Here is a 12,490-nt window from a genome sequence, read left to right on the forward strand (position 1 = left end):
GGGCGCGAAGGGGCGGGACGCGAAGGGGCGGGGCGGGGGCACGGAACATGCAGGTGTACCGAGCTGATCACGCCATTTGCGAGTGAGCAAGGGAAAAGAGTAACCGGGCGCGACTTTCGCAAGTCGTGCCGTCCTCCGTACGGCAACGCCCCTGCCCTGACAGGGAGTTGGTGAAGTCGCATCGCCGGAAACCGTACGGTTGCCGACCTGTGGCGCCCATGGTTGGCTCAGCGAGTCCCGGCCACCGAGGACATCGGAATCCCCGCACCGGACTCCCGATGTCGGAATCCCCGCATCGGAATCCTCGCGTCGGAATCCCCACACCGGACTTCCCACGCCAGAATCCCCATATCGGAATCCCCACGCGGAAGGAAATTCCCCGTGCCCGCATTCGACATAAGGAAAGTCGGCGGAAAGATCGGCGCCGAGGTCACGGGAATCGACCTGGGCAGCGAAATGAGTGAATCCGTTTTCCGGCAGATCCACGAGGCGTTTCTCGCGCACAAGGTGCTCTTCTTCCGGGATCAGGACATCACCGACGCCGATCAACTGGCATTCGCCGGCCGTTTCGGCCCGCTCACGCAGAAGCACCCCATGATGCGTACCGTCGACGGGGCGCCCCAGGTGATTCCCGTGGACGGCGAGGACCAGCGCGCCGACCACTGGCACACCGACATCAGCTTCACCGCGACACCGTCGCTCGGCACCACACTGCGCGGTGTCGTCCTGCCGCCCTACGGCGGGGACACCCTCGTCGCCAACGGCGCCGCCGGCTACCGCGACCTGCCCGCCGAACTCCGTGACATCGCCGACCGCCTGTGGGCCGTGCACACCAACCACGCCGAACAGCCCAGGCTGGGCACCGAGCGCGGCGAACGGGTGCGCCGGGCCTTTCTGGCCAAGCGCTACGAGGCCGCCCATCCGGTGGTGCGGGTGCACCCGGAGTCCGGCGAACCGAGCCTGTTCCTCGGCGGGTTCGCCCAACGCCTGGTCGGCATGGACCTGCGGCAGTCCCGGCCCGTTCTCGACATTCTGCAGTCCTATGTCCGCCGCCCGGAGAACACCGCGCGCTGGACCTGGCGCCCGGGCGACGTCCTCGTCTTCGACAACCGCAACACCCAGCACTACGCGGTCAACGACTACGACCGCCATCCGCGCGTCCTGCACCGGGTCTCCATCACCGGAGACGTTCCGTACGGGCTGGACGGCAAGACCGGCTACGTCATCGAGGAGGGCGAGTGAGCACACCGTCGAACCCCCACCGGCCGGCCGACTTCGCCGCCCGGTTGCGCGCTCGCCGACGCCTGGTGGGCTACTGGATCGCCTGCGACAACCCTGTCGGCACCGAGCGGATCGCCCGGCTCGGCTACGACTACATCGGGGTCGACGGCCAGCACGGCGTCATCCACCAGCCCGGCTGGCAGAACGCGATGCTCGCCGTCGACGCCGGGGGCCGCTCGGCCGGTCTCATCCGCGTACCGGCACCCGACCCCGTCGCGATCGGCACCGCCCTGGACACCGGCGCCCACGGCGTCGTCGTCCCCATGGTCGAGACCCCCCGGCAGGCCCTCGACGCGGTGCGCGCCTGCCGCCACTGGCCCGCGGGCACCCGGAGCCTGGCCGGCCCCGTCCGCGCGGAACTGCGCCTGGGCTCCGCCCCCGCCGAGATCGACGAGAAGATCGCCTGCATCGTCATGATCGAGACGGCCGCCGCACTCGACGACCTGGAGGCCATCTGCGCGACCCCCGGCCTCGACGCCGTCTACATCGGGCCCGCCGACCTGTCGATCGCCCTCGGCGCGTCCCACTTCGGCGACCCGGCCGTCGCCGGCGTGCTGGAGGACGCGCTCAAGGCCGTCACCGACGCCGCCGAGCGGGCCGGCATCGCCTGCGGCATCCACTGCCTGGACGGGGCGAGCGCGGCCCGCCGCCTGGACGAGGGGTTCACCTTCGCCACCGTCTCCAGCGACATCACCCACCTGCAGCAGGCCGCGGCGGCGCACCTCACCGCGGCAGGAGGCCCGCCGAGGGCGTGAACCGGCACCCGCCCGACATTGACAACCGGCACCCGCCCGACGTCGACAACCGGCACCCGGCCCATGCCGACAACCGGCACCCGCCCGACATCGACAACGGCCGTCGCCCATGCCGACGACCGGCCACCGAGCTCGCGACAACCACCGGGAACGAAAGAGGAGTTGGGAACCGTGACCACCGAAACAGCTCCGGTCCGCGCGAGCGCCCGCCGCACCGTGGCCGAGTCCGTCGACGACCTCGTGGGGAACACCCCGCTGCTCCGGCTGCGCCCGCACGGAATGTCCCCGCGGGTCCGGCTCCTGGCCAAACTGGAAATGCTCAACCCACTCGCCAGCGTCAAGGACCGTGCCGCCCTGTACATGCTGCGCCGCGCCGAGACCGACGGGCTGGTACCCGCCACCGGCGGCACCGTCATCGAGTGCTCGTCCGGCAGCACCGGCATCTCGCTGGCCGCGCTGTGCGCCGCCCGCGGCCACCGCTGCGTCATCGTGATGCCGGACAACGCCACCGAGGAACGTCGGCTGCTGCTGCGCTCGTTGGGTGCCGAGGTCGTCCTCGTCCCCCACCAGGACGGGCTGCCGGCCGCCTGGCTGCACGCCGAACAACTGCAGCGCGACACCCCCGGCTCGTGGCTGGCCCACCAGGACCGCAACCCCGACAACGTCCGCGCGCACGAGGAGACCACCGGCCCCGAGATCTGGGACGCCACCGGCGGCGACATCGACGTCCTGGTCTGCGGCGTGGGCACCGGCGGCACCCTCACCGGCCTCGCCCGCCACCTCAAGCACCGTCGCCCCGGCCTGCACGTCGTCGCGGTCGAACCGGCGACCTCGGCCGTGCTCTCCGGCGGCGAACCGGGACCGCACGGTATCCCCGGCATCGGCGCCGGATACGTCTCCGACATCACCGACGTCCACCTCATCGACGAGGTCGTTGCCGTCACCGACGACGACGCCGCCGAGGCGGCCCGCGCCGTCACCGCCACGACCGGGCTCCCCGTCGGCATCTCCTCCGGCGCGGCGGTCCACGCCTGCCGCGTCGTCGCGGACCGCATCGCCGACCGGTCACCCACGATCGTCACGGTGCTGCCCGACACCGGGGAGCGCTACCTGTCGCTCTCCCGCGCCTGACCCCGACCCCCTCCTCCGCCCGCGCTCCTCACCCCGGACCCGAACCTCCCGCACTCCGCGCACCGACCCGTACCTCCCGCGTCGAGCCCCGAGCCCCGAACCCCGGACCCCGAACCCCGCCCCGGGCTCCCCGAATCGACCCGAATCCCTTGAATCGAACCTGACCCGCAGCGAAGGACAGGCTGGCATGTGCCGGATCCACGGCTACTTCCACACGACCGCGACCCCGCACGAGATGCGCACGGTCGCCGCGCTCCAGCGCCACGGGGGCCCCGACAGCACCGGGGCCCACCACACGCCCCACGGCGGCGTGGGCAACAACCGGCTCGCGGTCATGGACCTCGACGGCGGCCGGCAGCCGTACCACGCCGACGACCACGTCCAGATCGTGTTCAACGGCGAGATCTACAACCACGACGAACTGCGCCGACGGCTGGAACGGCGCGGCCACGCCTTCCCCGACCGCTGCGACGGCACCATCCTGCCCGCCCTGTACACCGAGTACGGGGACGCCCTCACCGACCACATCGACGGCATGTACGCGCTCGCCGTCCTGGACCGCCGCGCCGAACCCCGGCTGCTCCTGGCCACCGACCACCTCGGCATGAAGCCGCTCTACTACAGCTTCGACCCGGTGACCCGCGCCCTGCACTTCTCCTCCGAGATCCCCGCCCTGCTCGGCTTCGACGCCGTACCGGGCGGCATCCGGACCTCCGGTCTCGACGCCTACCTCGCCCTGAAGACCCCCTTCGGCGAACAGACCATGTTCCACGGCATCCGGGCCCTGCCGCCCGCCACCACCCTGGTCTGCTCCTACGGCGGCACCCCGCACCTCACCCACCGCACCGCCCCCGCACCGGACCCGAACCCCGGCGGCGACGCCCGGGAACTGCGCCGGACCCTGCACGAAGAGGTGGGCCGCCTGCTGGTCGCCGACGTGCCCGTCGCCGTGATCACCTCCGGTGGACTCGACTCCAGCCTCGTCACCGCGCTCGCCGCCCGTCACCGGCCCCTGCACTCCTTCAACATCGCCTACCGCGGCCGATGGCCCTTCGACGAACGCCACTTCGCCCGCGAGGCCGCCGAACACGCCGGAACCGTCCACCACCAGATCGAGGCGGACCCTGCCGGGTTCCCCGAACTGATCGAGGACACCGTCTGGCATCTGGGCCAGCCCAACGCCGACCCCATCACCCTCAGCACCCACGTCCTGTTCCGGGCGGTGCGCGAGGCCGGGTTCAAGGTCGCCCTCACCGGCGACGCCGCCGACGAGATCTTCGGCGGCTACGACCGCATGCGGACGGCCGCCGAGGCCGCCGCCGCGGGAGCCGACTGGACCGGCCGCTACCTCGACGCGCTGGCCGTGCTGCCCGCCGCCCGCCGCACCGCCCTCTACACCGACGCCTACCGCGACCACGTACGCACCATCGATCCGCTGCCGCCCGGCGTCCGTCACGACCTTGCCCACGGCACCGGCACCGCCCTGGACCGCATCACCCGCCTCGAACTCGCCCACCGGCTCCCCGCCTACCACCTGCGCCGCGTCGACCACCTGAGCATGGCCCACTCCGTCGAGGTCAGGCTCCCGTTCTGCCAGCCCCGTGTCCTTGCCGCGGGCCGTGCCCTGGGCGACCACCAGCGCATCCACGACGGCCAGGTCAAACGCGCCCTGTACGCCGCCGCCGAGGGCCTGGTGCCGCACAGCGTCCTCACCCGGCCCAAGCAGCCCTTCACCCTGCCCGTCACCGCCATGCTCGCCCCCGGCACCCCGCTGTGGCAGTACACCCGCGACCACCTCACCCCCGCACGGCTGCGCGAGACCGGCGCGCTGCGGCCGGAGGCAGTCCAGGCGCTGTTCACCGCCCAGGCCGAACGCCCCGACGACACCACCGCACTGACCCTGTGGGCGCTCCTCGTCCACGAGGTGTGGCGCGACATCTTCCACCGCAGGCGCGCGGAACCGCCCGTACCCGTCGGCGCGACCGCCGCCCCGCCGTACCTCAGATCGGCGGTGCCCGCGTGATCGGCCACCTCGCCCACGCCACCGGCAGCCCCTGCCCGACCTGCGTGCTCGACGCGCAGCGGCTGCCCGACGACGAACCGCGCCTGCTCCACAACCTCGCGGAGATCCGCCGCTACCTCGCCGCGGCAGGCGGCTCGCACGTCCTCAAACTCGCCCTGGTGAAGCCCTCGCCGCACCCGATGTTCGATCTCGACTACCGCTTCGTGCAGGCCCTGCCCGACGCCCCCGACCACTTCGAACTGCGCGGCTCCTGCGGGCACTCCATCCTCGCCGCGGTCACCGCCGCCGCCCGCGCGGGCATGCTGCCCCGCCTCACCGCCCGGACCCGGGTACGGGTGCGGGTCCTCAACAACGGCGACAGCGTCGTACTGGAGGCGGACCGCGTCGAGGACGACCGGGCGACGTTCACCGTCCAGTTCGTCCAGCCCCGCCCGGTGCCGTTCGCCGACCTGCTGATGACCGGCGAAACCATCACCCGGCTCGACGTCGACGGACGGCCGCTCCCGGTCTCCCTGGTCTCCTCCGGCAACGCCTACGCCTTCGTCGACGCCCGCAGCCTCGGGATCGACGGCGCCGACGCACTCTTCGACGCGGGCGGCGCCCTGCTGGACCTGCTGCGCCGCATCCGCGACGCCGCGGCGGACCGGCTCGGCTGGGCGCCCGGCGGTGCCTTTCCCAAGGTCGCCGCGATCCTCCCCGCCGACCGCGCCACGATCGCCGCCCGCGCGGCATCCGTGCCCGACTGGCATCCCACCATCGCCCTGACCGGTGCCGTCTGCCTCGGCACCGCCGTCCGCATCCCGCACACCATCCCCTGGCGCATCGCCCGGGAGAGCGGCGCCGCCGACAGCCTCGTCGAGATCCTCACCCCCGGGGGCCGGACCGCCGTCACCTCGGTCACCTGCGGGAGCGACACCGGCGGCGCCCTGATGTGGGCGACCGTCGCCGACAAGCACGTCAGCTTCCAGGGCTCCTTCGTCATCGACCCGCTACGGCATCTGCAATTCGAGGAGGTGGCCCAATGCCTGGCACTGTCGACGGCCGCGTGAGCACCCGCATCACACCCGAACTGCGGGCACGGCTGCGCGAATCCGCCGAACGCACCGACACCACCGCGACACCCGACAGCGGAGCACTCGCCGAACTGCGCCGATCCGGGCTGCTCGCCACCGCCGTGCCCCGCGCGTACGGCGGCGCGGGCGGCACCGCCACCGACGTCAACCGCGTGGTGGAACAGCTCGCGGAGGTCAACCCCTCCGTCGCGATCATCGCCTTCCAGCACTTCGCGGTGAGTGCCCGCGTCACCGAATGGGGCACCCCCGAACAGCATGCCCGTCTGCTGCCCGGCCTCGCCGACGGAAGCTGCCTCGCCGCCTCCTCGTGGAGCGAGACGGGGGCCGGAGCCGCCAAGCAGAACCTCGCCTCGACCGCTGTCCGGCAACAGGAGGGCGGCTGGCGGATCGACGCTGCCAAGTCCTTCACCACCGGAGCCGGCATCGCCGACCTCTACCTCCTGCTGGTACGCACCGGACCGGTCCCGGCAACGGAGGGCAGCGGCTACGGAGCCCCCGGCCAGACCTTCTTCCTGGTCCCCGCCGACGTCCCCGGCATCACCCCCGACCTGGGCCTCGACCTCGTCGGGATGCGCGGATCGGCCACCGGCCTGCTCTCCTTCGACGGCTGCGTGGTCGACGACGGCGCCCGCCTCGGACCACCCGGCCACGCCGCCACCATCATCTCCGGGGTGCGCGCGAGCGGCGCCAGCCTCGGCGCCGTGTCCGTCGGCATCGGCCGGGCCGCCCTGAACCTCGCCCTCGACCACGCCCAGCGCCGCAACCTGCTCGACCTGCCCGCGGTACGCCACCGCCTCGCCGACCTCGCCACCCGCCTGGAATCCGCCCGCGGCGTCGTCGAACTCGCCGGTGCCCGCACCACCGAGGACCCCGGGCTGACGACCCTGCACAGCAAGGTCCACGCCTCCGAGACCGCCGAGGAGATCTGCCTCCGGGCGGCCCGGATGCTCGGCTCCTCCGGGTACCTCACCACCACCCCCCTCAACCGGCTCCTCGCCGACGCCCGCGGCATCTCCCTCATGGGACCGACCAACGACCTGTGCCGAGACATCCTGGCGGCGTCATGGCCGAGCTGACCCGCCCCGGCCCGGCCCCCGACCTCGTCGTCACCGGCCGCCGCATCGTCACCCCCACCGGCGTCCGGGCCGGGCACCTGACCATCCGCGACGGTCTCATCACCGGTGTCCACGTCCACGACCACGTCCACGACGACCACGTCCGGGACGGCCAGGACCCCGTCCCCGTCGGCATCCCCCGCATCGACGCCGGCGACCGCTACGTGCTGCCCGGCCTGATCGACTCCCACGTCCACTTCCGCACCCCCGGACTCACCCACAAGGAGGACTGGGAACACGGCAGCCGCGCCGCGGTGCGCGGCGGCGTCACCACCGTCGTCGACATGCCCAACACCCTCCCGCCCACCCTCGACGAGCAGGACGTCCTCGACAAGGCGGCCCTGGTGCACGGCCACTCCCTCGTCGATCACGCCTTCCACATCGGCGTCCACCCGGACCGCCCGGAAGCCCTCAGGGGCCTGGACCCGCACATCGCCACCAGCGCCAAGATCTTCATGGCGGGCCATCACACCGCACCCACCGTGATCCGGGACGCCGGCCAACTGCGCCGCGCCTTCGCCGCCGCCGCCGAGGCCGACGTGCAACTCGTCCTGCACGCCGAGGACGACAACGTCTTCGCCCTGCTCGACGGCTGGCGCGGTGAACCCGACGCCTACCGCGACTACGCCGCCCACCGCCCGCGCAGCGCCGGAATCATCGCCGTCTCCAAGGTCATCGAACTCGTCAGGGTGCACGGCACCCGCGCCCACATCCTGCACCTGTCCAGCGCCGAGGAGGCCGACCTGGTGTGCGCGGCACAGGCGGCCGGACTGCCCGTCACCTTCGAGGTCACCGGCCACCACCTGTCGTTCACCGACCACGACACCCGCCGCCTCGGCGCACGCACCCGCCTGTCCCCGTCCATCCGCACCCAGCAGGACCAGGACCGGTTGTGGGAGGCGGTGTACGACGACCAGGTCACCACCCTCGGCAGCGACCACGCCCCGCACACCATGGAGGAGAAGACCCGCACCGTCAGCCAGTCCCCGCCCGGACTGCCCGGGGTGCAGGAACTCGCCGTCGCCGTCTGGACCGGGATGCGCCGGCGCCGCCCGCAGGAACACCCCGACGTCGCCATCACCCGGCTCGTGCGCCACCTCGCCGAGGGCCCCGCCGACCTGTTCCGGCTGTCCGGCAAGGGGCGCCTGCGCCCCGGGGCCGACGCCGACCTCGTCCTCTTCGACGCCGACGTGCACTGGATGCTGTCCGCCCACGACGTACAGAGCAAGTGCGGCTGGTCCGCGTACGAGGGCTGGACCCTCACCGGCCGGGTCGAACGCGCCCTGCGCGCCGGACGCACCGTCTACGACCGGGCCCGCGCCACCTTCGGCTCCTACGACGGACGCAGGCTGACCCCCGGCAGCCGCGTCGGTACCCCCGCCCCCGAACTGACCACGACCGGAGCCTGACATGTCCGACACCCACTCGATCGTCGTCGCGGGCGGCGGCATCGGCGGCCTCGCCGCGGCCGCCGCCCTGGCCGGACGAGGCATGCACGTCACGGTCGTCGAACGCGCCGCCGCCGTCGCCGGGGCCGGGGCCGGTCTGATGCTCCAGCCCAACGGCGTCCGCGCCCTCGACGCCATCGGCACCGGACTCGGCCGCCGGGTCCGCGCGGCGGGCAACGTCCTCGCCCCCGACGCGATCCGGATCCTGATGGACGCCGACGGCACCGTCCTGGCCCGCGAACGGCTCGGCGGCGGCCCCGGCCACGACGCCCCGCACCTCCCGATCCTGCGCACCGCCCTGCAGGACACCCTGCTGAAGGAGGCCGTCGGGCGCGGGGTCACCCTGCAACTGGCCACCGCCGTCGTCGGCCGCACCGACGCACCCGGCGCCGTGCACGTCCACCTCTCCGACGACACCACCTTCACCGCGGACGCCCTGGTGGCCGCCGACGGCATCAACTCCCTCGTCCGGCACCGGATGCTCGGCGACGGCCCTCCCCTCTACCGCGGCTACACCTCCGTCCGCGGACACGCCCCCGCCACCCACCTGGGAACGCACTCCCACGTCGTCAACGGCCGCGGCGTGCAGCTCTTCGTCGCCCCGGTCGGCGACGGACGCCTCTACTGGACCGCGAAAATCACCGCCGAGGCGGGGGCATGGCCCGCGAAGGGCCCGGCCGGGGCGCTCAAGGACCTCACCGACGCACTGAGCCACTGGTACGCCCCCGTCGTCCGCACCCTCGCCGACACCGACCCCCGCGACGTCGTCGTCACCGACATCCACGACCGGGACCCCGCACCCCGCTGGACCGACGGCCGGGTGACCCTGCTCGGCGACGCCGCACACCCCATGGTCCCCGCCCTGGGGCAAGGGGCCAACACCGCGCTGGAGGACGCCGTCGTCCTCGCCGACGCGCTCGCCGGCGCCGGGGACGTCCCCCGCGCACTGCTCGCCTACGAGCGCGACCGCCTGCCCCGCACCAGCTCCGTCGCGCTCCTCTCGCGCGGGCAGGGCGAACTCGACCAGGGCGCCGACGCACGGCAGGAACACCTCCGCAACACCCGCATGCGAACCAGCGGACACAAGGACGAAGGCATCGGCGACATCCTCGGCTGGCGGCCCCCCGACCGGGCAGCCGCCTGACAACTCCCCACCCACCCGACAACCCCGGAAGGTGCAGCAACCATGCCCACACCCCACATAGTCCTGGTCAGCGGATCGCTGCGCCCCGGGTCGACCAGCGACCGCGTCGCCCAGTGGTGTGCGCTGCGCTGTGCCGAACAGGGGGCGACGACCGCCGTCCTCACCGGCGCCGACATCGACTTCCCGGCCTACCGGCCGGGACTGGCCGCCACCCACCCCCCGGTGGCGGCCTACCTGGACGGACTGCGCCGCTGCGACGGCGTGATGCTCGTCTCGCCCACCTACCACGCCACGCTCTCCGGGTTGTTGAAGAACGCCCTCGACTACGTCAACGACATCGACGGCCCCCGGCCCTACCTGGAGGGACGCCCGGTCGGCTGCGTCGCCGTCGGCTCCGGAGCCCAGGGCGCGGTCTCCACCCTCACCACCCTGCGCACCATCAGCCACGCCCTGCGGGCCTGGCCCACCCCGCTCGCCGCCGCCGTCACCAGCGCCCCCGCCCCGCTGCCCGCCGGCGCGTCCGTCACCTCCCCGGACGACGAACGCCTCGTGGACATCGTCGGCCAGGTGCTGTGGATGGCCCGCATCCGCGCCGCCGCCCGCCCCCCGGAATCCATCCGCGCCGCCGCCTGACCCGGCCGCGGCCATCCGTGCCGCCACCCGGCCCGGTCGGGAGCACGAAGCCCCGCGCCCGCGCCCGCCCGGCATCACCCCGTCACCACAACACCCCTCACCCCGCCGCCCCATCACCTCGACACCGCGTCACCCAGCCCCGAGAGGCACACCGATGACCGACACCCCGTATCACCACGACCCGGCCGACATCGGCACGATCTGGCGCGACGCCAACGTCCGCTCCGGCCCCTCCCTGCACAGCCCGGTCGTCGAACTGCTGCTCCCGGACGGCGCCACCCGTCACCGGGCGGAGGGCTGGACGCACGGCGACGAGGTCGTCGAGGGCGAGAACCCGGTGGGTGAGATCGTGAGCGACGTATGGTTCCGGCTCGGCGACCACCGCTGGTGCAGCGCCGTCAACTACGACCCGGCCCACCTCGCGGCGCTCCTCGGCGACCGGGCACCCGTGGTCCGGCCGGTCACCTCGTCGGCACCTCCCGCACCCACGGCCGCAGCTTCTCCGGATTGCGGACCACCCAGATCCGGCTGACACGACCGTCGGTGACATCGAACGAGGCCACGGTCGTGACGACGCCGGCACGCCGGGCCACCAGGCCCGGCACACCGCTGACCGACCGCTCCACGAGTTCGAGCCCCGGAGCCCTGTCGGCGATGGCGACCATGTACCGGGCGATGAGCGCGGCGCCCTCGACGGGACGCAGGGCCGCACCGACCAGGCCGCCGCCGTCGGCGGTCATCACGGCGGCCGGGTCGAGGAGGCCGACGAGGGCCGCGATGTCCTTGGACTCCCATGCCTCCTTGACGAGCCGCACCGTGTCGGCCCGCCCGGCAGTCGTCACCGGAGGCCGCCCGACGCGCACCCGCCGCCGGGCGGACGCCGCGAGCTGTTTGCAGGCCGCGGGGGTCCGGCCGAGGACGTCGGCGATCTCGGCGAAGGGGTACCGGAAGACGTCGTGCAGGACGAACGCCACCCGCTCGGCGGGCGTCATCGACTCCAGGACGACGAGGAAGGCCATGGCCACCGTTTCGTCCAGAACCATCTGATCGGCGGGATCGGTGAGGTCGGCGGGGGCGGGGGAGCCGGTGCCGGGACCACGGTTCCGTTCGGTGCGGTCGGGCAGCGGATCCGGCAACCACGCGCCGACATAGCGTTCGCGCCGGGCCCGCGCCGAGCCGAGCACGTCCAGGCAGATGCGGCAGGTCACCGTCGTCAGCCAGGCGCCGGGGGACACGATCTCGTCCCGCCGGCCCCGGGGCAGTGCGTACCAGCGCGCGTAGGCCTCCTGCACCGCGTCCTCGGACTCGGCGAGTGAACCGAGCAACCGGTAGGCGACATTGATCAGTTGACGCCGCTCACCGGCTATCCCCCCGGCGCCCGCCCCAGCCGTCCCCATGCTTCCGACCGCCCCCTCGCCTTACCTTTCGCAGGCCCGCGTCGTCGGGCTGGTGAGACCTTATCGATCTACTCGCCCCCGGGGCGGAAAAGGGGACCGTGGCATGGCGACCCAGGCGACGGCACAGCGCCGATTCTCGTTTCTGCAGATCGCGATCGGCCTGCAGACCCTCACCATCTTCCTCCAGGCGGTCTCCGCAGGACTGCTGCTTACCTCGTCCTACGGAGAGACGCTGCACAGTGCCGGAGCCCGCGTGATGTACGGGGCGTCGATGCTGTACGTGCTCGCGGCGGTGCTGGCCTGGAAGCCGGGCGGCGGCTCGCCCCGGCCCGTCCTGCACGCGTCCGGATTCCTCGCCCTCGCCTCGGTCCAGGTCGTGCTCGGCATCGCGCACATACCGTCGGTCCATCTTCCCCTGGGCGTCCTGATGTTCGGACTGAGCGTGCTGGCGCTGGCCCGGCGCTGAAGTCCGGCAGCGGGAGCACCGGGG

12 protein-coding genes are annotated in these 12,490 nt (G+C 73.0%); 11 read left to right on the plus strand and 1 reads right to left on the minus strand.

What is annotated here, in order from left to right; genetic code table 11:
- Positions 1 to 381: 381 nt before the first annotated feature.
- The 10 genes from ACF1CT_RS08395 (at position 382) to ACF1CT_RS08440 (ending at position 11,135) form a co-directional block, all read left to right on the plus strand.
- Positions 382 to 1,242 (plus strand): TauD/TfdA dioxygenase family protein, encoded by an 861-nt coding sequence (locus tag ACF1CT_RS08395; RefSeq protein WP_391782986.1) that lies wholly within the window; start codon positions 382 to 384, stop codon positions 1,240 to 1,242.
- Positions 1,239 to 2,036, plus strand: a complete 798-nt coding sequence (locus ACF1CT_RS08400; protein ID WP_391782987.1) for an HpcH/HpaI aldolase/citrate lyase family protein — start codon at positions 1,239 to 1,241, stop codon at positions 2,034 to 2,036. Before ACF1CT_RS08395 ends, ACF1CT_RS08400 begins: the two co-directional genes overlap by 4 nt.
- 171 nt (positions 2,037 to 2,207) lie before the next feature.
- Entirely contained in the window at positions 2,208 to 3,167 is a 960-nt protein-coding gene (locus ACF1CT_RS08405; RefSeq protein ID WP_391782988.1) for a PLP-dependent cysteine synthase family protein, read from the plus strand.
- Positions 3,168 to 3,354: 187 nt separating this feature from the next.
- Positions 3,355 to 5,190, plus strand: a complete 1,836-nt coding sequence (asnB, locus tag ACF1CT_RS08410; protein ID WP_391782989.1) for an asparagine synthase (glutamine-hydrolyzing) — start codon at positions 3,355 to 3,357, stop codon at positions 5,188 to 5,190.
- Positions 5,187 to 6,239 (plus strand): PrpF domain-containing protein, encoded by a 1,053-nt coding sequence (locus tag ACF1CT_RS08415; RefSeq protein ID WP_391782990.1) that lies wholly within the window; start codon positions 5,187 to 5,189, stop codon positions 6,237 to 6,239. The genes asnB and ACF1CT_RS08415 overlap by 4 nt, the downstream gene beginning before the upstream one ends.
- A complete protein-coding gene (locus tag ACF1CT_RS08420) occupies positions 6,212 to 7,339 on the plus strand; it encodes an acyl-CoA dehydrogenase family protein (RefSeq protein WP_391782991.1) in 1,128 nt (375 codons plus the stop codon). Before ACF1CT_RS08415 ends, ACF1CT_RS08420 begins: the two co-directional genes overlap by 28 nt.
- Entirely contained in the window at positions 7,327 to 8,787 is a 1,461-nt protein-coding gene (locus ACF1CT_RS08425; protein ID WP_391782992.1) for a dihydroorotase family protein, read from the plus strand. Before ACF1CT_RS08420 ends, ACF1CT_RS08425 begins: the two co-directional genes overlap by 13 nt.
- Before the next feature lies 1 nt (position 8,788).
- A complete protein-coding gene (locus tag ACF1CT_RS08430) occupies positions 8,789 to 9,970 on the plus strand; it encodes an FAD-dependent monooxygenase (protein ID WP_391782993.1) in 1,182 nt (393 codons plus the stop codon).
- 42 nt (positions 9,971 to 10,012) lie between these two features.
- A complete protein-coding gene (locus ACF1CT_RS08435; RefSeq protein ID WP_391782994.1) occupies positions 10,013 to 10,603 on the plus strand; it encodes an NADPH-dependent FMN reductase in 591 nt (196 codons plus the stop codon).
- A 154-nt stretch (positions 10,604 to 10,757) separates the two neighbouring features.
- On the plus strand, positions 10,758 to 11,135 hold the full coding sequence (locus ACF1CT_RS08440; RefSeq protein WP_391782995.1) for a hypothetical protein: 378 nt from the start codon (positions 10,758 to 10,760) through the stop codon (positions 11,133 to 11,135).
- Here ACF1CT_RS08440 and sigJ read toward each other — a convergent pair.
- Positions 11,065 to 12,000, minus strand: coding sequence for an RNA polymerase sigma factor SigJ (sigJ, locus tag ACF1CT_RS08445; protein WP_391782996.1), 936 nt, complete (start codon positions 11,998 to 12,000; stop codon positions 11,065 to 11,067). The genes ACF1CT_RS08440 and sigJ overlap by 71 nt on opposite strands.
- A 103-nt stretch (positions 12,001 to 12,103) precedes the next feature.
- Here sigJ and ACF1CT_RS08450 point away from each other — a divergent pair, with 103 nt between their 5' ends.
- Complete coding sequence (locus tag ACF1CT_RS08450) at positions 12,104 to 12,466, plus strand: hypothetical protein (RefSeq protein ID WP_391782997.1); 363 nt, start codon at positions 12,104 to 12,106, stop codon at positions 12,464 to 12,466.
- Positions 12,467 to 12,490: the final 24 nt, after the last annotated feature.

The organism is Streptomyces sp. NPDC014734, from assembly GCF_043083325.1.
In the GTDB taxonomy this organism is placed as follows: Bacteria; Actinomycetota; Actinomycetes; order Streptomycetales; family Streptomycetaceae; genus Streptomyces.